We start from the raw sequence: 24,938 nt of genomic DNA on the forward strand, positions 1-24,938 counted from the left end.
TCACCCATTCACGGAGCGCGGCCCGCCACCGGCCGGCCGCGCCACAGAAAGCCTTTCATGACCGACAAGAAGAAACTCCCCCAAGCTCCCGAAGATTCCCTGGATGCCGAGGCCGCCCGCCGCCGCCTGCTGCTGCGCGGTGGCCTCACCGCCGGTGGGCTGGCCGCCTTTGCGGCCGGCTACGGCGAGACGCTGGCACGTGGCGCCAAGGGCCTGGTCGCAGGCACCTCGGGCACGCCCACGGCCAGCGCCACGCGCGGCAATTCGCTGACGCCGGAGTTCCGCATCGACCCGGCCACGGGCGCGCTCGCCACCCAGCCCGGCCAGGTGGTCAGCCCCTCCAGCTGCCTGGGCTGCTGGACGCAGTGCGGCGTGCGCGTGCGTGTCGATACCGCCAGCAACCGCATCCTGCGCGTGGCAGGCAACCCCTACCACCCGCTGGCCACCACGCGGCCAGCCGCCATGGAAGAACCCGTGCGCGAGGTCTACGCCAAACTGGGCAAGGAGCTGGGCCTGGAGGGCCGGGCCACGGCCTGCGCGCGCGGCTCGTCCATGCTGGAGCACCAGAACGCACCGCACCGCGTGCTCACCCCGCTCAAGCGCGTGGGCCCGCGCGGCAGCGGCCGCTGGCAGAGCATTTCCTTCGAGCAGCTGGTGCAGGAAGTCTGCGAGGGCGGCGATCTGTTCGGTGAAGGCCAGGTCGAGGGCCTGCGCGCCATCTGGGACACCAAGACGCCGCTGGACGCCGACAACCCCGAGTTCGGCCCGCGCTCCAACCAGTTGCTGGTGACCGACGCCTCCAACGAAGGCCGCGCCCAGCTGCTGCGCCGCTTTGCGGGGCCGTCCTTCGGCACCGTGAACGTCAGCAACCACGGCGCCTACTGCGGCCAGAGCTTTCGCGTGGGTGCGGCAGCGGCCCTGGGCGACCTGCCCGGCATGCCGCACGGCAAGCCCGACTGGAGCCATGCCAGCTTCGGCCTGTTCATCGGCGCGGCACCCGCGCAGTCCGGCAACCCCTTCCAGCGCCAGGGCCGCGAACTGGCCGAGGCCCGCTCGCGCGAGGACAACCGTTTCCGCTACGTGGTGGTCTCGCCCGTGCTGCCCACTTCTTCCAGCCTGGCTGCGGGCAGCGGCAACCGCTGGCTGGCCGTCAAGCCGGCCAGCGACCTGGCCCTGGCCATGGCGCTGATCCGCGTCATCCTGGACGAGGCGCGCCATGACACGGGCTTTCTCGCCCAGCCCGGCCCGGCCGCCATGCAGGCCGCGGGCGAGGCGTCCTGGAGCAATGCCACGCACCTGCTGGTCAACGAGCCCGGCCACCCGCGCCACGGCAGCTTTCTGCGTGGCGCCGACCTGGGCTGGGCCCTGCCCGCGCCAGCCGAAGACGGCAAGCCGTCCCAGGATGTGTTCGTGGTGCAGCGTGCCGATGGCAGCCTGGCGCCGCACACCCAGGCCGAGCCTGCACAGCTGATGGTGCGCACCCGCGTGGCGGTGCCCGGCCTGAAGGCCGAAGGCGCGGACCAGGCCCCCGAGCTGTCGGTCTGCTCCTCGCTGGCCAAGCTGCATGAGCAGGCCAGCCTCAAGACACTGGACGAGTACGCGGCGCTGTGCGGCGTGGCGCGCGGCGAGATCGAGGCGCTGGCGCGCGAGTTCACCAGCCATGGCAAGCGCGCCGTAGCCGATGCGCATGGCGGCACCATGAGCGGCGCGGGCTTCTACACCGCCTACGCCATCAGCATGCTCAACACCCTGGTGGGCAACCTCAACGTGCAGGGCGGCCTGGTGCTGGATGCCGGCCCGTTCGGCCCCTTCGGCCCGGGCCCGCGCTACGACTTCGCCAACTTCGACGGCAAGGTCAAGCCGCGCGGCCTGGCGCTGTCACGCCACCGCCAGCCCTACGAGAAAAGCGCGGAATTCCAGCGCAAGCGCGAGGGCCAGCCCGAGGGCGCGAAGAACTACCCCGCCGCCCAGGCCCCGTGGTACCCGGCCGTGGGCGGCCTGTCCAGCGAGATGCTGGCCAGCGCGCTGGCCGGTTACCCCTATCGCGCCAAGGCCTGGATCAACCACATGAGCAACCCCGTCTACGGCATTGCGGGCTTTCGCAACGCGCTGGTGGACGATCTCAAGGACCCGAAGAAGCTGCCGCTGATCGTCTCCATCGATCCCTTCATCAACGAGACCAGCGCGCTGGCCGATTTCATCGTGCCCGATACCGTGACCTACGAGAGCTGGGGCATCTCGGCGCCCTGGGCCGACGTGGTGGCCAAAAGCTCCACCGTGCGCTGGCCCGTGGTGCAGCCCGCCGTGGCGCGCACGGCCGGCGGCCAGCCCGTGAATGTGGAGAGCTTCCTCTTCGCCGTGGCAGACCGGCTGGGCCTGCCCGGCTTTGGCGAGGCCGCCATCAAGGACGCCCAGGGCCAGCCCCATGCGCTGCGCTCGGCCGAGGACTTCTTCATCCATGCACTGGCCAACGTGGCCTGGGCAGGCGGCAAGCCCGTGCCGGCGGCCAGCGATGACGACATCGCCATCACCGGCGTGGACAGGCTGGTGCCCGCGCTGCGCCAGCGCCTGAAGGACGATGAATGGCGCCAGGTGGCCATGCTGCTGACGCGCGGCGGGCGCTTCGACCGCATCGAGGACGCCTGGAAGGACGGCCACACCCGCAAGGCCCACGCGCCTGCCCTGCAGGTCTGGAGCGAGGAGCTGGCCCGCATGCGCCACGCCATGACGGGCGAGCGCTACAGCGGCTGCCCCACCTGGTATCCGGCGCGGCTGGCCGACGGCAGCGCCATGCGCACGCATTTCGGCGAGCAGCAATGGCCGCTGCTGCTGACCTCGTACAAGTCCAACCTGATGAGTTCCATGTCGATTGCCGTCTCGCGGCTGCGCCAGGTGCATCCGCACAACCCGGTGTCCCTGCACCGCGATGACGCCGAGCGGCTGGGCATCGCCAACGGCGACACGGTGCGCATCCGCACGCCGGGCGGCGCGGTGACGGCCGTGGCCATGGTGCGCGACGGCGTGATGCCGGGCACCGTGGCCATCGAGCACGGCTACGGCCACCGCGAGCTGGGCGCGGGCCGCCACAGCATCGACGGCCAGCCCATGCCGGTGAACGCCGAGCATGCCAATGGCGTGAACCTCAACGACCTGGGCTTTGCCGATCCCACGCGGCCCGGCTGCAAAAACGTGTGGGTGGACTGGGTGTCTGGCGCCACGGTGCGCCAGGGCCTGCCTGCGCGCATCGAGAAGGTCTGATCAGCGGGCGGAGCTGGCGACAGGTGCAGCGTCGGCCTGCCAGCCGCCCCCCAGCGCCTGGTACAGCGCAATGGCGTTTTCCAGCTGGCTCTGCCGCAGGCGTATGACTTCCTGCTGGGCCTGGTAGAGATTGCGCTGGGCGTCCAGCTCTTCCAGGTAGCTGGCGTAGCCGGCCTCGTAGCGGTCCTTGGCAAAGCCCAGGGACCGCTGCAGCACCGCCTCGCGCTCGCTGGCGTGCTGCCACTGCGACTGCAGGCGCCGGGTGCCGACCAGGGCGTTTTCCACATCGGCCAGGGCCTTGATCACCACGCCCCGATAGGCATAGGCGGCCTGGTCGCGCTGGGCGGTCACGGCGTCGAACTGCCCTTGCAGCCGGCCGCCCGTGAACAGCGGCGCCAGCACGCTGCCGCCCAGGGCCCAGACCGTGGCCGGGTGGTATTGCAGGGCGTTGACCAGCAGGCTGCCGGCGCTGGCCGTCAGCGAGACCTGGGGCAGGAAGGCGGTGCGCTGCACGGCCAGGCTTTCGTCGGCGGCCGCCAGCTGCAGCTGCGCCCGTGCAATGTCGGGGCGGCGCTGCAGCAAGGCAGAAGGCAGGCCGGCGGCCGGCGCAGGCGGCGGTGCGCCCAGCGCAGCGGACTGGCCGTCGGTTGTTGCCATGAGCGCGGCTGCCTGCTCGTCACCCTCGCCGCCGGCCAGCAGCAGGAGCGCCGTGCGCTGGCGTGCCAGCGACAGCTCCAATTGCTCCACGGCCTGCTGCACGGATTGCAGCTCGGCCTGCGCCTGGGTGAGCTGCAGCTGCGAGGTGTAGCCCACGCGCGCCTGATCGTCAGCCAGGCGCAGGGCCTGTTCGCGCGAGCGGGCCGTGGCCTGGGCCACTTGCAGCTGCGATTGCAGCGAGCGCAGGCCCACATAGGCCTGGGCCGTGGTGGCGGCCACGGCCAGGGCCACGGCGTCGCGGTCGGCCTCGCTGGCCTGCAGGCGCAGGGCGGCGGCCTTTTCCAGGTGGGCGATGCGGCCCCACAGATCAGGCTCCCAGCTGGCCTGCAGGCCGGGCTGAACCGAGCGCGTGTGCGCCAGGCCCCGCGCGCCCAGGCTGCGGCCCGTGGAGGCGCCGGCCGTGGCCGAGAGCTGGGGCAGGCCCGCAGCGCCTGCCACATCCAGGTTGGCCCGCGCCTCATCCACGCGCGACAGGGCCAGCAGCACATCGTTGTTGCGGGACTGGGCCAGTTCCACCCAGCGCGTGAGCAGCGGATCGCCAAAGGCCTGCCACCACGATGTCTGGACGGCGGCGGCCGGCTCCTGCCCTGCTCCGCTCCACTGGGCGGGCATGGCGGGCCGGGCCGCTTCAGGCGCGGTGCTCAGCGGCGGCACGCTGCAGCCGGCCAGCGCGGTGGCGCAGGCGATGGCCATGGCCAGTGCGCGGGCGGTCATGGGCGGGCCTCCGGTTGGGGTGCGGGCTGCTGTGTGGGTTGGGGCTCAGGCTGCGCCGTATCCAGCCGCACCACCACCGACATGCCCGCGCGCAGCCTGGCGGCCAGTTCCTGGTCGGGATCGATTGCAATCTTGACCGGCAGGCGCTGCACGACCTTGGTGAAGTTGCCCGTGGCGTTGTCGGCCTTGAGCACGCTGAATTCCGAGCCCGTGGCCGGCGCGATCTCCAGCACGCGGCCCGTGAGGTGGGCGCCGCCCAGCGCATCGACGCTGAAGCGCACTGCCTGGCCTATGCGCACCTGGGCGGTCTGGGTTTCCTTGAAGTTGGCCACCACCCACAGCGTGTGCGGCACCACGTACATGAGCTGGGAGCCGGCCGTGACGTACTGGCCCCGGCGCACGCCCACCTCGCTGACCTGGCCATCGCCTGGCGCATGCACCACGGTGTTGTCCAGGTTGATCTGTGCCTGGCGCAGCTGGGCCTCGGCCATCTGGACCTGGGCTTCGAGCGAGGCGCGGTTCACCGTCGTCGCCTTGATCTTCTGGGCGTTGATCTCGATGTCGGCCTGGGCCTTGGCCACGTTGGTGGCCGCCAGGCGCGCGGTGGCACGCACCTTGTCACGCTCGTTGAGCGAGACGGAGCCGCGCTCGGACAGCGCCTGCACGCGCTGCAGCTCGGCTGCGGCACGGTCGGATTCGGCCTGCGCCGCCGCCAGGCCGGCGCGGCTGGCGCCCAGCGTGGCGCGGTTCTGGGCCTGGGTCTGGTCGGCATTGGCCAGCTGTGCGCGGGCATTGGCCAGCTGGGCCTGCGCCTGTGCCTGGGCAGCTTCGTAGGTGCGTGCGTCGATGCGCACCAGGGGCTGGCCGGCCTTGACGTTCTCGTAGTCCTGCACCAGCACCTCGGTCACATAGCCGCTGACCTGGGGCGCGAGCACGGTGACGGCGCCGCGCACATAGGCGTTGTCTGTGCTGACCACGGTGCCCGCGAAGGGGAACAGGTTCCAGGCACGCAGCACCAGCAGCACGCCGGCCAGGGCGACCACCAGCATCACCAGCACGCTGCGCAGCGAGGGTTTGATGAGCTTGGGCGATGGCGAAGGTGAAGGCGAAGGCGCCGCAGCGGGAGCCGGCGCAGGCGAGGCAGAGGCGGCCGTGCCGCCATTGGAATTTTCGGAGTCACTCATGTTGTTGTCTTTTCTCTGGGCGAACGGTTTCAGGCGCGGGCGACGGGTTGGGTGGGCGGCTGGCCCGGCGCGTCCTGCGGCGCGGCGGCATCGGTGCCGCGCATGGCCGAGGCATCGGCTGCGGCGGCGCGCATGCGCTCCACGAAGGCGCGCTGGCGTGCGCGGCCAGCCAGGGCCAGCATCCACAGCAGGTAGAGCACGGCCACGCCGGCCGTGAGGGCGAACACGTCGTTGTAGGCGCGCACATTGGCCTCGCGGCGTGCGGCCTGCGCCAGCTGGGCCGTGCCCTGGGCCGCACGCAGGGCCGGGTCGGCGATGACGCGGGCCAGGCTTTGCTGCTGCAGGCGCAGGCGGTCGGCCACGATGGGGTCGGTGGGATCGACGTCGGCCACGATGGCGGCCGAATACACCTGCTCGCGGTGCATCTGGTAGGTGCTCAGCAGGGCCGAGCCCATGAGCGCGCCCATGGCCTGCGTCATGGAGATGGTGACGATGGCCGTCAGCATGTAGTGCGCGCCGAACTTCAGGCCCTGCACCACGCCGATCAGCATCAGCGGCCCCATGAACAGGCCCGCGCCCACGGCCATGAGGAACTGGCTGCCGAAGAAGTCCTCGGGCCGGGCCAGGCTGGTGCGGCTGTGGTCCAGCCAGGCTGCCAGCGCGAACAGCACGATGGAGCCCACGATCTGCTTGCCCATGTTCTCCAGCCCGAAGGTCAGCGCCGACACGGCAATGCCCGCGATGGTGCCCAGCAGGATGACGATGAACAGCGGCTGCATCTGGTCCACCGTCATGCCCAGCATGCGCTGCATGCCGATCACGCCATAGGTCTGCTCGGTGGTCAGAAAGCGCAGCAGCAGCGCACCGATCACGAAGCGCACCGTGGGCGCCAGCACGAACCAGCGCGTCTGCAGCATGGGGTTGCGGCGGTGGTGCTCGATGTACAGCGCCACGCTCAGCAGGACGATGGAGCCGATCAGCATCCAGGCCAGCCAGGGCGTGTCCAGCCACCAGTGGTTGTAGCCCTGCACCAGCACGGCGATCAGCAGGCCCACGCCGGGCACCATCAGGAAGAAGGTCAGGAAGTCCAGCCGCTCGAAGCTGCGGATGTGCACGCCCGGCGGCAGCTTGAGCACCACCACGCCCGCGAACGAGATCAGGGCCAGGCCGGCCTCGAACAGGTAGAGGTTGTGCCACTCGCTGTTGAACAGCAGGCCCGGCGACAGGATCCATGCCAGCGGCGTGGCGATCTGCCCCAGGCCCACGCCGATCACCAGCATCTTGAGCACATGCTTGCGCGGCGCGGCCTGCAGCATGTAGAGCGTGCCCAGCGTGCTGCAGGTGGCGCCCGCCAGGCCGCTGGCCGCGCGCAGCATGAGCAGGCTGGTGTAGCTGCCCAGCACCAGGTGCAGCAGCGTCAGCAGCGCATACAGGCCCAGGCCGATCTCGGCGAACAGCCGCATGCCGAACTGCTGGCGGAACTTGTAGACCAGCAGGTTGGCCGTCATGTTGAGCATGACGTAGGCGCCGGTCAGCCAGGCGGCCTCGGAAGACGTCAGCCCCATCTGGCCCTGGATGGTGGGCAGGTTGGCCGTGAACAGTGCATTGCCCAGGCCGCCCGTCAACGCCACCAGCACGGCGATCAGGCCATAGGCGGCGCGCACGGCCGGCTGGTGCAGCGGCATGGACGGCGAGCCCGGCAGGCTGGGCTTTTCATGCTCTTCCCAGTCCGGCGGGGGCTTGAGGTAGACGACGGGGGGCGACGGGGGCAGCACGGGCCCCGGTGGAGTGGGTGTGGTGGCCATGTCAGGCCTTCAGGCCTTGCCAGACGATCTGCAGCGCCTTGCGCGCCAGCGTGCGCCGCTGCTGCGGCGTCTCGCCGCGCAGCGAGGCGCCCAGCATGCCGAAGACCAGGGACAGCTCGGCCTGCGTCAGCGGCTGGCGGCAATGGCCGCAGGCCACGGCCCGGTCCATGGCCGGCCGAAAGATCTGCCACATGGCAACGCGCGCCTGGGCGATGACCTCGTCGCCGCGCTCCACGGTGCGCCAGTAATCGGTGATGGGGGCCGAGACCGCAATGCGCTCGGCCAGGCGCGACAGCAGCTTGTAGAAGGCATCGTCATCCTCGGCCATGGCTTCGGCCGCGCTGCGCATGTTGTCCAGCGAACGCTCCAGCAGCGCCAGCATCAGCGCGCGCCGGTCAGGAAACTGGCGGTACAGCGTGGCGCGGCCGACCTCGGCGCGCTCGACCACCAGGTCCAGCGGCGCGGTCACGCCATGCTCGGAGAACACGGCATCGGCCGCGTCCAGCAGCTGGGCGCGGCGGATATCGGCACTGGGTCTTTTGGAAGTCATGCGGACAATTATCGGACAAAGTTGTCCGTTAAATGTCCGCAACCGGCCTATCCCATGGCGGGGCCATGGGCAAAAAACCAGCGGTTTCCGGCAGTGGAAAAGCCTCTACAGGTCGGTCAGCGGCAGCAGCTGGCGGCGGCTGTCAAAGCGCCGCGACTGGCCGTCCAGAGGATCGGTGAAGGCCAGGCTGCGCGCCAGCAGCTGCAGCGGGCGCGAGTAGTCGCCCTCGGGCATGTCATGCACTTCGGGATAGAAGCCGTCGCCCCACAGCGGCAGGCCCAGGGCGGCCATGTGCACGCGCAGCTGGTGGCGCTTGCCGCTTTCGGGCTCCAGCCGGTAGCGCGCCCAGCGGCCGTGCTGCTCCAGCACCTGCATGTGGGTGCGGGTGTTGGGCGCGCCTGCCACCTCGTGCATGCGGAAGAAGTGCCCGCTTTCCTCCATGCGGCTTTCATGCGTGCGCGGGAAAACCACGTCCTCGCGCCAGGGGGCCACGGCCTCGTAGGTCTTGTGGATGGCGCGGTCGCGGAACAACGCCTGGTAGATGCCGCGCGTGGCGCGCTGCACCGAAAACACCACCAGTCCCGCCGTGTCGCGGTCGATGCGGTGGATGGGCGACAGCTCGGGCAGGTCGAACTCGCGCTTGAGCCGCACCAGCAGCGTCTGCTGCAGGTACTTGCCGGCCGGCACCACGGGCAGGAAATGCGGCTTGTCGGCCACCAGCAGATGCGCGTCGCGGTGGAGGACCTCGGCCTCGAAGGGGATGGGCGGCTCGGCCTGCAGCTCGCGGTAGTAGTAGTAGCGCAGGCCCGGCGCAAAGGCCGTGCCTGCATCGGCGGCGCGGCCATGCTCGTCCACCACCTCGCGCAGCGCCAGGCGCCGCAGCCAGTCTTCGCGCGCCACGGCCGGCAGGCGCTCGGCCAGAAAATCGATCAGCAACCCGCCGCCCTGGCTGGGCAGCACCACGCAGCTGGGGCTGACGCCGTCGCGTATGGGAAGAACCTTGGGGTCGTGGGCGTTGTGCATGGATTCCTGCCCTCAGCGCTTGTGCAGCGCTGCCCACTCATCGGGCGTCACGATCAGGCCGGGAAAGCTGTCACGCAGCGCCAGAAGGTCGCCGTCGCCGGTGATGAGCGCCTGGGCCCGGCCCACATGCGCCAGCACCAGGAACACCTGGTCCTTGTCGTCCCGGCACAACGGCAATGCAGGCCAGGGCTGCGGCAGTGTGACGACATCGGCCCAGGGCAGGAAATCCTCCAGCAAGGCCTGTTGCTCGGCCGTTGACAGCTTGAACTTCGGGTAGGCGAGCACACGCAGCAATTCGCTGGCCGTTTCCCTGCAGACCAGGGGCTTCAACTGCTGGTGCTGCCAGGCCCGGCGTATCCACGCAAGACGGCCCGACGTGAACAGCAATGCCGAGAGCACGACGTTGGTGTCCAGGACGACACGCATCATTTGCGCGCCCAGGAGGTCGCCTCCTGCACATCCTCTTCGGTGATGCCCATCTGCTGCAGCTTGTCGCGGACGGCCTGTGCGCGCTGGACACGCTGCACGTGCACGGGCGTGAGCACGATGCGGCCGTTTTCCACGGCCACCTCGAAATACTCTGCGGCCTCCACCTCGGACACCACGGCCTTGGGCAGGGTGATCTGGTTCTTCGACGTCAATTTGGCAAGCATGGACGGCTCCTGCAAATGAGAGAAAACACGGAAATCTTACTTCCTTACCTCATTCCTCTGCGTCTCACCGGGCCTCTTCACCTTGCGAGGCTGGCCCGCTCAGTCCACTCACGCCGTTCAACCCGCTGTCCGCCGTCACCAGCACGCCCGCCGAAACGATGTAGTCGGCCGCGCTTTCGATGTCGCCGCGCAGCGCCTCCTTGGCGGCTGGCGCATCGCCGCGCCGCAGCGCCTCGACCAGGCGCGCGTGGTGGCCGACCGCCACCTGTTCGCTCACGCGGCGCGAGCCCGAGCGCATGTCATGGTTGAGGATGGGACCTATGCGCAGCCACAGCGCCTCGATCATCTGCAGCAGCATGGGCATGCCGGCCGCGCTGTAGACGGCGAAGTGGAAATCCTTGTTGAAGGCGATGAGCCGCGCACCGTCCGGCGAGGCGCTGGCCATCTCGGCCGCAAAGCGGTCCTGCAGGGCGGCGATGCGCTCCAGCTCGGCAGCCGGCAGTTGCCGGGCCGCCTGCTCCGTGGCCAGGCCTTCGAGGTTGACGCGGATGCGCGTGATCTCGCGGAAGGCGCTTTCCGTCATCAACGGCACGCGCAGCGCGCGGTTGGGCGTGAGTTCCAGCGCCTGCTCGGCCACCAGCCGGTGCACGGCCTCGCGCACGGGCATGACGCTGACGCCCAGCGCGCTGGCCGTGGTGCGCAGCGAGATCTGCTCGCCCGGAATCATCTGGCCCGTGATCAGCAATTCCCTGAGCTGTGCATAGACATCGCTGCTGAGGGTCTGCCGTTTGAGTGGGGTGACTAGTTCGTTGATGGCCATGGCGGCGATGGTAGCGCGGCGCCGCCGCTGTCATGCCGCATAGGGTATTCACCATATTTGATCTGTGATCACAGATACAAAATCCAAACCCAACCCAAATCCCTTTCACCTTTGTTTGAGTTCCCAAGGAGTCCCCTCATGTGGAAAAACGATCTTCTGGCCGGCCAGCGCGTCCTGGTGACGGCGGGCGCCGCCGGAATCGGCCTGGAAATCAGCCGCGCCTTTGCCGAGGCCGGCGCGCGCGTCATGGTCTGTGACGTGGCCCAGGCCAGCCTGGATGCGCTGGCTGCCGCCCTGCCCGGCGCCAGCAGCCGTCTTGCCGATGTGTCGGATGCCTTGCAGGTGCAGGCCCTGTTCAAGGCCGTGGACAACGAGTTGGGCGGCCTGGACATCCTCGTCAACAACGCCGGGGTGGCCGGCCCCACGGGCGCGGTGGAGACGCTGGACCTGGCCGACTGGCAGCGCACGCTGGATGTGAATATCACCGGCGCCTTCCTGTGCACGCGGCTGGCCGTGCCCCGGCTTCGGCAATCGGCACGCGAGGGCCGGCAGGCGGCCATCGTCAACCTGTCTTCGGCGGCAGGCCACCTGGGCATGCCGGGCCGCTCGGCCTATTCGGCGTCCAAGTGGGCCGTGATCGGCTTCACCAAGTCGCTGGCGCTGGAGCTGGGCGCCGACGGCATCCGGGTGAACGCCATCCTGCCGGGCGCCGTGGACGGCCCGCGCATCCGCGACGTGATTGCCGCCAAGGCGCAGGCACGCGGCCTGCCGCTGGAAGACGTCACGCGCAGCTATACGCACCAGGCCGCGCTGGGCCGCATGGCCACGGCGCGCGACATTGCCAACATGGCCGTGTTTGCCGCCAGCCCGCTGGCCGGCCATGTCACGGGCCAGGAGCTGGCCGTCGATGGGCTGACCCAGGCGCTGAGCTGAGCGCCCTCTCGTCCTCCTCTCCCCCTCTACTCCTCTCGCCTTTTTCACCGTTCGCAAGGACCTTCCATGGCCACCCGCACCAAAGCCATCATCACCTGCGCGCCCACGGGCGCCATCCACACGCCCAGCATGTCGCCCCATCTGCCCGTGACGGCCGAGCAGATTGCGCGCGCCGCCATCGATGCCGCCGAGGCCGGCGCCGCCATCGTGCACCTGCATGCCCGCGATCCCCGCGACGGGCGCCCTTCGCAGGACCCGGAGCTGTTCCGCCCCTTTCTCAAGGCGATCCGTGCCGAGAGCGATGCCATCGTCAACATCACCACGGGCGGCAGCCCGCACATGACGGTGCCAGAGCGCATGCGGCCCGTGACCGAGTTCCAGCCCGAGCTGGCCTCGCTGAACATGGGCTCGATGAACTTCGGCCTGTTCCCCATGCTGGAGCGCTTCAAGAACCTGGAACACGCCTGGGAGCGCGAGCACCTGGAAAACAGCCGCAACCTGGTCTTCAAGAACACCTTTGCCGATATCGAAGGCATCCTGCGCCTGGGCCAGGCCCAGGGCACGCGCTTCGAGTTCGAGTGCTACGACATCAGCCACCTGCACAACCTGGCGCATTTCGTGGACCGGGGGCTGGTGCAGGGGCCCGTGTTCGTGCAGTCGGTGTTCGGCATCCTGGGCGGCATCGGCGGCCACCCGGAGGACCTGATGCACATGCGGCGCACGGCCGACCGCCTGCTGGGCAGCAACTACCAGTGGTCCATCCTGGGCGCCGGGCGCAACCAGCTGCCGCTGGCCACCATGGGCGCGGCCATGGGCTCGCATGTGCGCGTGGGGCTGGAAGACTCTCTGTGGATAGGCCCGGGGCAGCTGGCCACCTCCAGCGCCGAGCAGGTGCGCCGCATCCGCACCGTGCTCGAGGCCCTGAATGTCGACGTCGCCACGCCTGACGAGGCGCGCAGCATGCTGGGCCTCAAGGGTGCAGCCAACGTCGCCTTCTGAATCGCCTTCCCGGGCCAGCCCCCATGCCACCGAACAGGAGACTCCCATGCAGATCGATATCGTCGCCGACCTCAAGACCACGCTGGGCGAAGGCCCGCTGTGGGACGTCGGGCAGCAGCGCCTGTACTGGATAGACAGCTTCGACGGCCGCATCTTCCGCTGCACGGCCGACGGGCGGGAACTGCGCGCCTGGGAAGTCGGCCAGAAGATTGGCTCCATGGCACTGCGCCGCGACGGCCGCTCGGCCCTGGTGGCGCTGCACGGCGGCGTGCACACGCTGGACCTGGAAAGCGGCGAGCTGGAGCTGGTCGTCGCCCCCGAGTCCCACCTTCCCGGCAACCGGCTCAACGACGGCAAGGTGGACCGGCAGGGCCGCTTCGTCTTCGGCTCCATGGACACCCTGGAGGAGCAGCCTTCGGCGCGGCTGTACCGGCTGGACACGGACCTGAGCCTGCATGTGCTGGACGAGGGCATCATCTGCTCGAACGGCCCGTGCTGGAGCCCGGACGGCACGACGCTCTATTTCTCGGACACGTGGAGCGGCGAGATCCGGGCCTACGACTACGACACGGCCACGGGCCATGCCAGCGGCCGCCGGACCTTTGCCCCAGTCGACACCAGCGGTGGCGGCGCGGCCGACGGGGCCACGGTCGATGCCGAAGGCTGCCTGTGGCAGGCCCTGGTGTACGCGGGCCAGCTGGTGCGCTACACGCCGGACGGCCGGGTGGACCGGGTGATAGAGATGCCGGTGCGCAAGGTGACCAGCGTGATGTTCGGCGGGCCCGGGCTCGACACGCTGTACGTCACCTCCATGGGCAAGCCGCCGTTGCCGCGTTTCCCGGGCGACGGCCAGTCCCGCGGCGCGCTGTTCTCCGTCAAGGGGCTGGGCGTGCGTGGCCTGCCCGAGCAGCGCTTCGGCGCCTGAGCACGGAGCCGGGCATGCAGGCCCGGAGCCTTCGCACCGCAACGCCGCCGCGGCGCCTTCATCCACACAACAATGAAACGGCACCCACCGCTGGTGCCCGGGAGACTGTCATGGCCCAGCCCCCGCGCGCTTCGCTGCGCCAGATCCACCGCTATTCATGGGTATCCCTGCTGGTCTGCTGGCTGATCTGGGTACTGAATGCCTACGACCGCGAGATCGTGCTGCGACTGGGGCCGACCATCTCCCGGCACTTCGGCCTGTCGGCCGACGAATGGGGCACGGTAGCCACCATCGTGATGCTGGCCCTGGCCGTGCTGGACATTCCCGGGGCGATCTGGAGCGACCGCTACGGCGCGGGCTGGAAGCGCGCACGCTTTCAGGTGCCCCTGGTGCTGGGCTATACGGCGCTGTCGTTCGCCTCGGGCTTCAAGGCGCTGAGCGGCAGCCTGGCGGGCTTCGTGGCGCTGCGCGTCGGCGTCAACCTGGGCGCCGGCTGGGGCGAGCCCGTGGGCGTGAGCAACACCGCCGAGTGGTGGCCGGTGGAGCGGCGCGGCTTCGCGCTGGGCGCCCACCACACGGGCTATCCGGTGGGCGCCATGCTCAGCGGCCTGGTCGCCGGCTTTGTGCTGTACGCCTTCGGCGAGGAGAACTGGCGCTATGTGTTCTTTGTCGCGCTGGTCGTCGCCATCCCGCTGATGTGGTTCTGGGCGCGCTACTCCACGCCGCAGAAGATGGAACTGCTGTATGCCGACATCGCCGCCCGGGGCATGACCCCGCCGCAGGCCAGCGTGGCGGCGCAGGTGGAAAAAGGCCAGGCCTGGCGCACCCTGCGCAGCACGCTGGCCAACCGCAGCATCGCCCTGACGGCTGGCAACACCCTGCTCACGCAGGTGGTCTACATGGGCATCAACGTGGTGCTGCCGGCCTACCTCTACAACATCATGGGCCTGTCGCTGGCCGAATCGGCAGGCATGAGCGTGGTGTTCACGCTCACCGGCATCGTGGGCCAGCTGGTCTGGCCGGCTCTGTCGGACGTGATCGGGCGCCGCGTCACCCTGGTGATCTGCGGCCTGTGGATGGCCGCCAGCGTGGGCGCCTTCTACTTCGCCGACACCATGGCCCTGGTCGTGGTGATGCAGCTGCTGTTCGGCCTGGTCTCCAATGCGGTCTGGCCCATCTACTACGCGGTGGCCTCGGACTGCGCCCAGCCTGCGGCCACCTCCACGGCCAACGGAATCATCACCACCGCCATGTTCGTGGGCGGCGGCATCGCGCCCGTGCTGATGGGCAGCCTGATCGCCCTGGGCGGCGGCTGGACCAGCCCCGGCGGCTATGCCCTGTGCTTCCTGGTCATGGCCGGCTGCGCGCTGGGCGGCGTGGCCCTGCAGCTGGGCACGCGCGGCAACGCCGCCTCCACCGCCACCGCCTGACTCCGCTTTCATCCACCCATCTTTCCAAGGATTTGCCATGGTCCATCACCCATCGCCCTCCCCTGTTCACGCGCCGCCCGCACGGCCCCAGCCGGCCGCCGGCGACAGGCAGTCGCTGCTCAACGCCCGCATCTTCCGCAGGCTGATGCCGCTGCTGGTGCTGTCCTATGTGATCAGCTTCATAGATCGCACCAACATTGCGCTGGCCAAGTCGCACATCGAGGTGGACCTGGGCATCTCGGCGGCCGCCTACGGCCTGGGCGCGGGGCTGTTCTTCCTGAGCTACGCCCTGCTGGAAGTGCCCAGCAACCTCATCATGCACAGGGTGGGCGCGCGGTTCTGGATCACACGGATCATGGTGACCTGGGGCCTGCTGTCGGCCGGCATGGCCTTCATCACCGGAGAGACCTCGTTCTACGTGATGCGCGTGCTGCTGGGCGCGGCCGAGGCGGGGCTGTTCCCCGGCGTGATGCTGTACCTGACCTACTGGTTCGGCCGCGAGGAACGGGCCCGCGCCATCGGCTACTTCCTGCTGGGCGTGTGCATTGCCAACATCCTCAGCGGCCCCGTGGGCGGCGCGCTGCTGCAGATGGACGGCTTCCTGGGCTGGCACGGCTGGCAATGGATGTTCGTGATCGAGGGCCTGCCCGCCGTGGCCCTGGCCTGGGTGGTCTGGAAGAAGCTGCCAGACGGCCCGGCCAGCGCACCCTGGCTGACGGCCGCCGAATCGCGCGAGGTACTGCAACGCCTGCAGGCCGAGCAGGACCAGCAGGCCAGCGCCGGCCAGGTGGGCCACTCGCTCAGGGACTGCCTGCGCGACCGCCAGATCTGGCTGGCCATCCTTGTCTACTTCTGCCACCAGATCAGCATCTACACGGTGATCTTCTTCCTGCCGGGCATCATCGGCACCTACGGCCAGCTCTCGCCGCTGCAGATCGGCACGCTCAACTCCGTGCCCTGGATCGCAGCGGCCATCGGTGCGGCCTGGCTGCCGCGCTTTGCCACCCACCCGCAGCGCTGCCGGCGCATGCTGCTGGCGGGCCTGGCCACCATGGCCGCCGGCCTGCTGGTGGCCGCGCTGGCGGGCAAGGCCTCGCCCGCCCTGGGCCTGCTGGGTTTCAGCCTGACGGCGCTGATGTTCTTCGTGGTGCAGTCCGTGGTCTTCCTGTTTCCCGCCTCGCGGCTGGCGGGCGCGGGGCTGGCGGGCGGCATAGCCCTGGTCAATACCTGCGGCCTGGTGGGCGGCTTCATCGGCCCCACGGTGATGGGGATGATCGAACAGGCCACGGGCAGCACGCGCAACGGCCTGTTCATCATGGCGGGCCTGCTGGTGGTGGCCGCCCTGGCATCCACCCGGCTGCGCCAGGGCCAGGAGACGCCGTGATGACGGCCCCTTCCCCGCCGCAGGCCGCGCTGTAGGTCAATCTCCTGTATGCGGGCCTGCCGGCTGCCCGCCAGCGCGTCCCGGGCCTTGGCAAGCGTTTTCATGGCGATAGGATGGACCGAACCCCATTTAGCGGCCCCCCTGCGCCATGACAGACACAGCGACCGACACAGCGAACCACAGCCCCGCCACACCAGCACCCCACCGCCCAGCCCGCCGCCGCTGGCTGCGCGCCCTTTTGTGGACGGTGTCGGCCCTGGTGCTGCTGCTCGCCGCGGTTGTGGTCCTGATTGCCACCTTCGACTGGAACCGGGCCAAGCCCTGGGTGAACGAGCGCGTCAGCGAAAGCACCGGCCGCCACTTCGCCATTGAAGGCGACCTGCGCCTGCGCTGGACCTGGCCACAGCCCCTGGACCAGGGCTGGCGCCATTGGATTCCTGGCGTCACCGTCCAGGCCGAGCAGTTGACCCTGGGCCAGCCCGAGGGCTGGGAGGTTGAGCAGGAGCCGGCCAAGGGCAGTGCCGAGCTGCCCGCCCTGCCTGCGCCGCCCGACCAGTTGAACAAGGGCCGCCTGCCCGAGGAGAAAGCCAAGGAACAGCCCAAGGGAAAGGCGAAGGACAAGGATGAAGGCAAGGACAAGGACTCGCAGGCCAGCCCTTCCGCGCCCAAGATCGACAGCGACAGCATCGTCCTGGCCGACGAGAAAATGGCCCCACCCCCGCGCGACGCCGACACCATGGCCACGGCCGCGCGCGCCACGGCCAGCCTGCGGCTGTGGCCGCTGCTGGGCCGGCATGTGCTGCTGGACCATCTGCAACTGGAAGGCCCTGACCTGGTCTTTGCCCGGCGCAAGGATGGCAGCAACAACTGGACCTTCAAGCGCCCCGAGCACACAGGGCCGCGCTGGCGTTTTCAGGTAGCGCAATTGAGCCTGCGCGGCGGCCTGGTGGGCTGGAGCGATGGCGTGCGCCAGATGGCGGTGCGCGCACGTCTGGACAGCCTTGTGCAGCCGCCCAGTCCAGACTTTCCGTATGGCATGCGCGTCGGCCTGACTGGCCGCATCGCCAAGGCCACGGTCGAGGCCCAGGGCCTCATCGGCCCCGTGCTGGACCTGCAAAGCGAACAGGCACGCTTTCCCGTGAAGCTGTGGGCCCATGCGGGCAGCCTGCGCGCCCGGGCCGAGGGCATTCTCGACAATCCCAGGGCGCTCAAGGGCATGGACCTGCAGGTGCGCCTGCGCGGCTCCAGCATGGCCGACCTGTTCCCGCTGACGGGTCTGCTGCTGCCGCGCACACCGCCCTTCGACACCAATGGCCATCTGGTCGGCAGCCTGGAGCCGGGGCGCGCCGTCTGGGACTACGAGGAATTCGATGGCCGCGTGGGCCAGAGCGATCTGCGCGGCACGCTGCACTACGCATCGGGCAAGCCGCGCCCCAAGCTCAGCGGCGATCTGGCCTCGCGCAAGCTGCGCCTGGCCGACCTGGGGCCGGTGGTGGGAGCACCGTCCACCAGGCAGGGCCAGAAGACCCGGCAGGCAGCCAGCGGCAAGGCCCTGCCCACGCAGCGCTTTGACACCAGCAAGTGGAATGCCATGGACATGGATGTGCGCTTCAAGAGCGACCGCATCGAGCGCCCCCAGGCCCTGCCCATCGAGGACTTCAGCGTGCATGCCGTCATGGACAACGGCGTGCTGCGCCTGTCCCCGCTGCGCTTCGGCATGGCCAAGGGCCGGCTGGACATCGAGGCCGTGGTGGACAGCGGCGCCAAGCCGCCCAAGGCCAGCCTCCAGGGCAAGGTGCAGGGGCTGCAGCTGTCGGCCCTGTTCCCCGAGATCGAACTGATGAAGAAAAGCCTGGGCAGCATGGATGGCGCGCTGGGCCTGGAGGGCCGGGGCCAGTCCATTGCCGAATGGCTGGGCACCAGCTCGGGCGACATCCGCCTGTATGTGCGCGATGGCCGCTTCAGCAAGCAGCTCCTGGACCTGGCCGCGCTGAACCTGGGCAGCGTCATCGTCACCAAGCTGTTCGGCGCCGACAAGGAAGTGCAGCTCAACTGCGCCGTTGCCGACCTGACCGTGAAGCAGGGCATTGCGCGCACCCGCAACGTCAAGCTGGCCACGCCCGAGGCCATCATCGAGGCCACCGGACAGATCAGCCTGGCGCAGGAGACCATGGACCTGCGCATCGTGCCCGAGTCGCTGAAGTGGAAGTTCTTCTCTCTGCGCACGCCCCTGTATGTGCGCGGCAGCTTCGCCAACCCCAAGGTGGGCGTGGAGCCCGGCCCGCTGCTGCTGCGCGCGGGCGCGGCCGTGGCCGCCGCCGTGGTGGCACCCGCCGCCCTGGCGCTGGTGCCGCTGACGGTGCCGGCCGCCGAGGAAGATGCGCAATGCCAGCGCCTGCTGGCAGAAAGCAGCAAGAAGTAAACGCGTGGCCCGGATGCGCGGCAAGCGCCGCGCTGCATTGGCGCAAAAAGGCTAGCAAACCCGGTGGCAATGTGACGAAATAGCGCCGCAGCACACAGGCATCGAGACGCGGCGCCGGCAGGTCAAGAGCCTCGCCAATGCACTCGCAGACGATGCGCAGGCAGCGGGCGCCCTGGCGGCAGCGCCAGCGCGCCGGCCCCGACGGCCAGTGTGCAGGAACGCCCTGCCAGAGCACCCCTTCGCTGTAGCGATCCATGCATTGCGTATTTCCCCTTAGCCCCTGTGACGGCGCAAGCCGTTGATTTCGCTTAACCTTGACGTTCGCTTTTCTCCTGTGCCAAGTCCTTTCCCCATGTCCTCCAAAGTCCAGTTCCGCCTGCGCGTATACAACGACAGCACCATTGCCATCGGTCCCGGCAAGGTGCAGTTGCTCGAAGCCATTGCCGAGGCGGGCTCCATCTCGGCTGCAGCGCGATCGCTGGGCATGTCCTACCGGCGCGCCTGGGTGCTGGTCGACGAGATGAACCGCGCGCTGCAGACGCCGGCCGTCAACACCAGCGCCGGCGGCGCCCATGGCGGCGGCGCCTCGCTCACCTCCACGGGCGAAGCCATCGTCAGGCATTACCGCTCCATAGAGACCACGGCGCGCATGGCGGCGGCGGCCGATATCGCCGCGCTGACACGCCTGCTCAATCCCCAGGGAACGAGCGCATGAGCGCGACCGGCTCCACGGCGCAGGCCGTCGCCTGCCGCCCCATCGGCCATGTGCGCAGCCGCTTCACCGACCCGGTGGGCATGCCCATACAGACGGCGGGCGCGGCCGACGAGGCCGGCCGCGTGGAGCTGCTGCCCGAGTTCGAGGCCGGGCTGCGCGACATCGAAGGCTTTGACTACCTGATCCTCATCACCCACCTGCACCAGGCCGTGGAAAAGCTGGAAGTCGTGCCCTTCATGGACGACAGCAGCCACGGCGTGTTCGCCACGCGCGCCCCGGCGCGGCCCAACCGGCTGGGCCTGTCCATCGTGCGCCTGGTTCGGCGCGAAGGACTGCTGTTGCATTTCCTGGGCAACGACATGCTGGACGGCACGCCCGTGCTCGACATCAAGCCCTACGTGCCCAGGCTGGATGTGCGCCAGACCGAGCGCATAGGCTGGTTCGGCAAGCGTATCGACCAGATGCCCGACATCCGCGCGGACGACCGCATGGCCTGAGCCTGCTTCGGCAGCAACGGCAACAGCCCTCAGTGGAAATTGCGGCTTGCCACGCCGGCGCCGCCCAGGCGGCCCAGCCAGCGGCTCATGTCGCGGGCGCGGTGCACGATGAGATGGCGCACGGCGGGCACCTCCTGGCTGGCCTGCTCTGCAGGCGCTGGCTCGCCGCAGTCCTTGCCGCCGCCCCAATCCGAGCTGCTTTGCCAGATGCCCTCCACCGCCAGCAGCCGCGCGCCCAGCAAGGGCTCGCCCCAGCGCGTGACGGTATCGGGCCAGACCACCAGGTTGACCGTGCCCGTCTCGTCCTCCAGCGTGATGAAGAGGGTGCCCTTGGCCGTGGGCGGGCGCTGGCGCACGGTGACGATGCCGCAGGCCCGCACGCGCATGCCCGCCAGCGTGTCGCGCAGCTCCAGCGCCGTGCGCAGCCCGTGGCGGCGCAGGCGGTCACGCAGCAGGGCCAGCGGGTGGCGGCGCAGGCTCAGGCCCGTGGCCGCGTAGTCGAACAGGATTTCCTCGCCCTCGGGCGCAGCAGCCAGTTGCACGGGCGCCTCATGCACGGGCACGCCCGCGAACAGCGGGGGCTGCACCTGCAGGGCCGCTGCATCCCACATCTGCTGGCGGCGGTGGCCTGACAGGCCCTGCAGCGCATCGGCCGCCGCAAGGGCCTGCAGTTCGGCGCGCTGCAGCCGGGCGCGCAGGGCCAGGTCCTCGGTGCTCCTGAACGGCGCCTGCGCGCGGACCTGCGCCACGCGCTCGCCCGAAGTCTTTGGCAACTGCGCCACCATGCACAGACCCAGGCGCACGGCCGGCTGCGGCAGCTCGACGCCGGCAATGCGCTCGTGCGGCGCCTCCAGCGTGCAGTCCCAGTCGCTGTGGCGCACATCGACGGGCAGCACGCGCACGCCGTGGCGGCGCGCGTCCTGGATCAGTTGCGAGGGGGTGTAGAAACCCATGGGCTGGGCATTGAGCAAGGCCATCAGAAAACAGGCCGGCTCATGGCGCTTGAGCCAGGCGCTGGCATAGGCCAGCATGGCGAAGCTGTAGGCATGGCTTTCTGGGAAGCCGTATTCGCCAAAGCCCAGCATCTGGCGGAAGATGGCCTGGGCAAAATCAGCGCTGTAGCCGTTGGCCAGCATGCCGTCGATCAATGGGCGCTCGAAGCGGTGCACGCCGCCCTTGCGCCGCCAGGCGGCCATGGAGCGGCGCAGCTCGTCGGCATCGCCCGCCGAGAAGTTCGCCGCGATCATGGCGATCTGCATCACCTGCTCCTGGAAGATGGGCACGCCCAGCGTGCGCTTGAGCGCCTTCTCGAGCGCAGGCTTTTCCAGGACCAGCTCGCCGCCCTGCCGCCGACGCTCGCGCGCCTGCAGATAGGGATGGACCATGCCGCCCTGTATGGGGCCGGGCCGCACGATGGCGACCTCGACCACCAGGTCGTAGAACACGCGCGGCCGCAGCCGGGGCAGCATGCTCATCTGGGCGCGGCTCTCGATCTGGAAGGTGCCCACGGTGTCGGCGCGGCAGATCATGTCGTAGGTGGCGGCGTCCTCCTTGGGAATGTCGGCCAGCTCCCAGCGCGGGCCGCGCAGCGCGGCGCGCGCGTGCAGGCTGCCGCGCAGCACGGTGAGCATGCCCAGGGCCAGCACATCGACCTTGAGCAGATTCATGGTGTCCAGATCGTCCTTGTCCCACTGGATGACCGAGCGGCCCTCCATGGCGGCCGGCTCCACGGGCACCAGCCGCGTCAGCGGCCCGTCGGTCAGCACAAAGCCGCCCACGTGCTGGCTCAGGTGGCGCGGGCTGTCGCGCAGCTGCAAGGCCAGCTCCAGCCACAGCCGCGCACGCTGGGGCGACAGTTGCGGGCAGTCGTCGCCCAGCCGCTCGCGCAGCCGGGCCAGGCGCAGCAGCTTGGAGCGCACCCAGCCCAGGGCGGGGTCATCGGGTTCGGGCTCCGGCTCGGCCGCCTGGTCCTCGGCATCGCTGAACCAGTGGTGCTGCCGGGCCATGGCGTCGATCAGCACCGCATCCACGCCCAGGGCCTTGCCCGCGTCGCGCAGTGCGCCACGCGTGCGCCAGCAGCTGACCACGGCCGTCAGCGCCGCACGGCCGCGGCCGTATTTTTCGTAGATGTACTGGATGACGGTCTCGCGCCGCGCGTGCTCGAAGTCCACGTCGATATCTGGGGGTTCGCTGCGCTCGCGGCTGATGAAGCGCGCCATCAGCAGCGTGGTCTTGTTCGGGTCCACGGCCGTGATGCCCAGGCAATAGCAGACGGCCGAGTTCGCGGCCGAACCACGGCCCTGGCACAGGATGCCTTCGCTGCGCGCATAGCGCACGATGTCGTGCACGGTGAGAAAGTACATCTCGTAGCGGCATTCGGCGATCAGCTCCAGCTCATCCTTCAACTGCTTGGCGACCGATTCGGGAATGCCTTGCGGATAGCGCCCCGCCGCTCCCTGCCAGGTATGCCAGGCCAATGTCTGGCGCGCGTCCATGCCGGGCAGCACGCTTTCCTGCGGATAGTGGTAGCTGATCTCACTGAGCTTGAAATCGCAGCGCGCGGCAATCTGCAAGGTTGCATCCAGCATGGCGCGCGGATAGATGCCGCCCAGCCGAAACCGCGAGCGCAGATGCCGCTCGGCATTGGGGTGCAGCTCGAAGCCGCACTCGGCCACCGTGCAGCCCAGGCGCAGCGCCGTCACCAGGTCCTGCAGCGGCTTGCGCGAGCGCGCATGCATGTGCACGTCGCCGCAGGCCACGCAGGACAGGCCCAGCAACCCTGCCACGTCCTGCAGGCTTTGCAGCCACAGGCTGTCGTCGGGCGCCAGCAGCAGCTCCACGCCCAGCCAACAGCCCTGCCCCAGCTGCGCCACGGCGGCCTGCACGGCCTCGGCCATGGCGGGCACATCGCCGGGCAACAGCTGCGCACGCTGCGGCACAACGATGCATTCGCAGCCTTCACGCAGCAGATGCCAGGGGCTGTCGGCATCGACCAGGTACCGGCCCTTTTCGGCACGGGCGCGCGCTGCGCTGATGAATTCGCAGAGGTTGCCCCAGCCGTTCAGATCGCGCGCCAGCGCCACCACGCGCAGCGGCCCCCAGGCGAATTCGCTGCCATGGATCAGGGCCATCTCGCAGTCGCGTGCGGCCTCGAAGGCGCGCACGGCGCCGGCCACCGAGCATTCGTCGGTCAGGGCCAGCGCCTGGTAGCCCAGGGCCTTGGCGCGCTGCACCAGTTGGGCGGGTGAAGAGGCGCCGCGCAGAAAGCTGAAGTTCGACAGGCAGTGCAGCTCCGCATAGCCGGGCAGGCCCGGGCCCGATGCCATGCCGGACACCGGCCCGGTGGCCTGGGGCGGGGGCTGCAGCCGCTGCAGCTGCGGGGGCGGCGGCTCCAGCAGGATGTCCTGTTCAGCCATAGATGCCTTGCGCAAACCAGGCGGCGGGCGACAGCAGGGCCGGCATGCCTGGCAGCCGCTCCGATGCAGGCGTGCGCTCGCGGTAGATCCAGACATGGCCGACAGCCGCGTTGCTCGCCACGAAATAGTCACGCACGGCCAGCGCCGCATCGGCCTGCGGCTCTCCCCACCAGCCGGCCTCCAGCCGATAGGGGCCGGCCAGCAATTGCAGCGGCCCCTGCCAGCAGGGGCGGCTGCCCTGCAGGAGCAGCGGCTGGGGCGGATCGAGCAGCCAGGGCGGCAGCAGGCCCTGCCAGGGGTTGGCCGCCTTGCGCGCGTGCGCGGGCCGCCGCGGGGCCTGCGGGGTCTGCAAGGCCTCGCAGGCCGGGGTCCAGCGCTGCATGGCCTCGGGCCGGTGGTCCGATTGCAGCTGCGCCACCCGCACGCCCTGCGCACCACGGCGGGCCGAGACGCGCTCCACCCATTCATGCCAGGCCATGCCGCCGGCTGCGTCTGCCGCGCCTGCCGCCTCGCCCAGCGGCGCCGGGCCGGGCGCGGCCGGTGGCAGGCAACTGCCGGCATCGGCCGCGAAAGGCGCGGTGTCCAGCGCCACCAGCTCCAGCATGTCCGCAGGCGCGCGCCAGGGCGTGTGGGCCAGGCGTTCGCGCAGCAGGCGCTCCATGTGCTCCAGCGCCTGGGCGGGGCGGGCCGTGCGGATGTCCAGCGCTTCCCAGGCCGGCAGTTCCGTGCCGTCCACGCGCCGCAGATCGTGGTGCCAGCGCAGCTGCAGGCCCAGCACGCCCTGGTGGCGGGCCTGCAGCCAGGCCTGCAGCGCACGCAGCAGGGGCCGGGCGGCCTGCAGCAGGGCCTGGGCGTCGCTGGCCGGATAGCCCAGGTCGGCGCGCAATGCAAAGTGCTCGGGCAGCTCCAGCCAGTCCAGCGCATGAGGGCTGCTGCCATAGGCCTGGTCCAGCGCCAGCAGGGCCGGCAGCCCGATGCGCCGCGCCAGGCCCGCGCGCGGCAGGGCGCGCAGCTCGCCCCAGCGGCGGCAGCCCATGCGCTCCAGGGCCGGCGCATACGGCTCCAGTGCGGGCAGTGTCCAGATGGGCAGTGCGTCGGCAGACGGCCAGGGCTGGCGCGAATCCGCGCCCTGCATGCGCCAGCGCAGACGCGCCAGCGCCTGCCATGCCGTGGCGCCCCGGGCCCAGGACGGCATCCGGGGGCCGCCCGCCTGGCCATCCTCGGGCTGCTGTTCGCGCAGCGCGCGCAGCAGGCCCAGCAGCATGGCCTGGCGACCGCCCCACAGGCGCTCCACGCTGCCCACCTCCATCAACGCCACGGCCTGCCCTGCCCCGTACCAGAGAGCCACGCGCGGCGTCCAGCGCAGGGCCCACCAGGCCTGCTGCGCGCAGGCACTGCCTTCGCCATCACTGTCGCCGTTGCCCTGGCCATCGCCCTGCGCGGCATGCAGCGGCCAGGCAATCCAGTGCAGTGCTTGATTCGGCTGTGCCATG

At 69.9% G+C, this 24,938-nt stretch carries 19 protein-coding genes; 9 read left to right on the forward strand and 10 right to left on the reverse strand.

What is annotated here, in order from left to right; all coding sequences use genetic code 11:
• Positions 1–57 precede the first annotated feature (57 nt).
• Entirely contained in the window at positions 58–3,258 is a 3,201-nt protein-coding gene (locus AC57B5_RS08810; protein ID WP_496399297.1) for a tetrathionate reductase subunit A, read from the forward strand.
• Here AC57B5_RS08810 and AC57B5_RS08815 read toward each other — a convergent pair whose 3' ends face one another.
• The 8 genes from AC57B5_RS08815 to AC57B5_RS08850 form a co-directional block, all read right to left on the reverse strand.
• Entirely contained in the window at positions 3,259–4,689 is a 1,431-nt protein-coding gene (locus AC57B5_RS08815; RefSeq protein ID WP_496399298.1) for an efflux transporter outer membrane subunit, read from the reverse strand.
• Complete coding sequence (locus tag AC57B5_RS08820; protein WP_496399299.1) at positions 4,686–5,873, reverse strand: HlyD family secretion protein; 1,188 nt, start codon at positions 5,871–5,873, stop codon at positions 4,686–4,688. Before AC57B5_RS08820 ends, AC57B5_RS08815 begins: the two co-directional genes overlap by 4 nt.
• A 29-nt stretch (positions 5,874–5,902) precedes the next feature.
• The gene (locus tag AC57B5_RS08825) at positions 5,903–7,678 is read right to left on the reverse strand and encodes an MFS transporter (RefSeq protein ID WP_012206052.1); all 1,776 of its coding nucleotides are present in this window, start codon (positions 7,676–7,678) and stop codon (positions 5,903–5,905) included.
• Position 7,679: 1 nt separating this feature from the next.
• Positions 7,680–8,228, reverse strand: coding sequence for a TetR/AcrR family transcriptional regulator (locus tag AC57B5_RS08830; RefSeq protein ID WP_034394679.1), 549 nt, complete (start codon positions 8,226–8,228; stop codon positions 7,680–7,682).
• Positions 8,229–8,333: 105 nt separating this feature from the next.
• Complete coding sequence (locus AC57B5_RS08835) at positions 8,334–9,251, reverse strand: pseudouridine synthase (protein WP_065347944.1); 918 nt, start codon at positions 9,249–9,251, stop codon at positions 8,334–8,336.
• Between the two features lie 12 nt (positions 9,252–9,263).
• Positions 9,264–9,680 carry a putative toxin-antitoxin system toxin component, PIN family gene (locus AC57B5_RS08840; RefSeq protein ID WP_012206055.1) on the reverse strand — a complete coding sequence of 139 codons (417 nt, stop codon included), beginning with the start codon at positions 9,678–9,680 and terminating at the stop codon, positions 9,264–9,266.
• Positions 9,677–9,904 (reverse strand): AbrB/MazE/SpoVT family DNA-binding domain-containing protein, encoded by a 228-nt coding sequence (locus AC57B5_RS08845; protein ID WP_012206056.1) that lies wholly within the window; start codon positions 9,902–9,904, stop codon positions 9,677–9,679. The genes AC57B5_RS08840 and AC57B5_RS08845 overlap by 4 nt, the downstream gene beginning before the upstream one ends.
• Before the next feature lie 64 nt (positions 9,905–9,968).
• A complete protein-coding gene (locus AC57B5_RS08850) occupies positions 9,969–10,724 on the reverse strand; it encodes a GntR family transcriptional regulator (protein ID WP_496399300.1) in 756 nt (251 codons plus the stop codon).
• A 138-nt stretch (positions 10,725–10,862) separates the two neighbouring features.
• On the opposite strand from AC57B5_RS08850, the gene AC57B5_RS08855 reads away from it, so the two are divergent.
• The 8 genes from AC57B5_RS08855 (at position 10,863) to tsaA (ending at position 20,029) form a co-directional block, all read left to right on the forward strand.
• Positions 10,863–11,657, forward strand: a complete 795-nt coding sequence (locus AC57B5_RS08855) for an SDR family oxidoreductase (RefSeq protein ID WP_496399301.1) — start codon at positions 10,863–10,865, stop codon at positions 11,655–11,657.
• Positions 11,658–11,723: 66 nt separating this feature from the next.
• A complete protein-coding gene (kce, locus tag AC57B5_RS08860) occupies positions 11,724–12,656 on the forward strand; it encodes a 3,5-dioxohexanoate:acetyl-CoA acetone transferase (protein ID WP_279495170.1) in 933 nt (310 codons plus the stop codon).
• A gap of 46 nt (positions 12,657–12,702) precedes the next feature.
• Positions 12,703–13,581, forward strand: coding sequence for an SMP-30/gluconolactonase/LRE family protein (locus AC57B5_RS08865; protein WP_013802021.1), 879 nt, complete (start codon positions 12,703–12,705; stop codon positions 13,579–13,581).
• Between the two features lie 110 nt (positions 13,582–13,691).
• The gene (locus AC57B5_RS08870) at positions 13,692–15,011 is read left to right on the forward strand and encodes an MFS transporter (protein WP_496399302.1); all 1,320 of its coding nucleotides are present in this window, start codon (positions 13,692–13,694) and stop codon (positions 15,009–15,011) included.
• Positions 15,012–15,048: 37 nt separating this feature from the next.
• The gene (locus AC57B5_RS08875) at positions 15,049–16,395 is read left to right on the forward strand and encodes an MFS transporter (RefSeq protein ID WP_013802019.1); all 1,347 of its coding nucleotides are present in this window, start codon (positions 15,049–15,051) and stop codon (positions 16,393–16,395) included.
• Between the two features lie 148 nt (positions 16,396–16,543).
• Positions 16,544–18,817 carry an AsmA family protein gene (locus AC57B5_RS08880; RefSeq protein WP_496399303.1) on the forward strand — a complete coding sequence of 758 codons (2,274 nt, stop codon included), beginning with the start codon at positions 16,544–16,546 and terminating at the stop codon, positions 18,815–18,817.
• A 352-nt stretch (positions 18,818–19,169) separates the two neighbouring features.
• A complete protein-coding gene (locus tag AC57B5_RS08885; protein WP_013802017.1) occupies positions 19,170–19,532 on the forward strand; it encodes a winged helix-turn-helix domain-containing protein in 363 nt (120 codons plus the stop codon).
• A complete protein-coding gene (gene tsaA, locus AC57B5_RS08890) occupies positions 19,529–20,029 on the forward strand; it encodes a tRNA (N6-threonylcarbamoyladenosine(37)-N6)-methyltransferase TrmO (protein WP_043821536.1) in 501 nt (166 codons plus the stop codon). The genes AC57B5_RS08885 and tsaA overlap by 4 nt, the downstream gene beginning before the upstream one ends.
• A gap of 29 nt (positions 20,030–20,058) precedes the next feature.
• Here tsaA and dnaE read toward each other — a convergent pair whose 3' ends face one another.
• Both dnaE and AC57B5_RS08900 read right to left on the reverse strand, forming a co-directional pair.
• Complete coding sequence (gene dnaE / locus AC57B5_RS08895; protein WP_496399304.1) at positions 20,059–23,445, reverse strand: DNA polymerase III subunit alpha; 3,387 nt, start codon at positions 23,443–23,445, stop codon at positions 20,059–20,061.
• A complete protein-coding gene (locus AC57B5_RS08900; RefSeq protein ID WP_496399305.1) occupies positions 23,438–24,937 on the reverse strand; it encodes a Y-family DNA polymerase in 1,500 nt (499 codons plus the stop codon). The genes dnaE and AC57B5_RS08900 overlap by 8 nt, the downstream gene beginning before the upstream one ends.
• Position 24,938: the final 1 nt, after the last annotated feature.

The organism is Delftia sp. BGA-UO-ETr-SB1 (assembly GCF_059567865.1).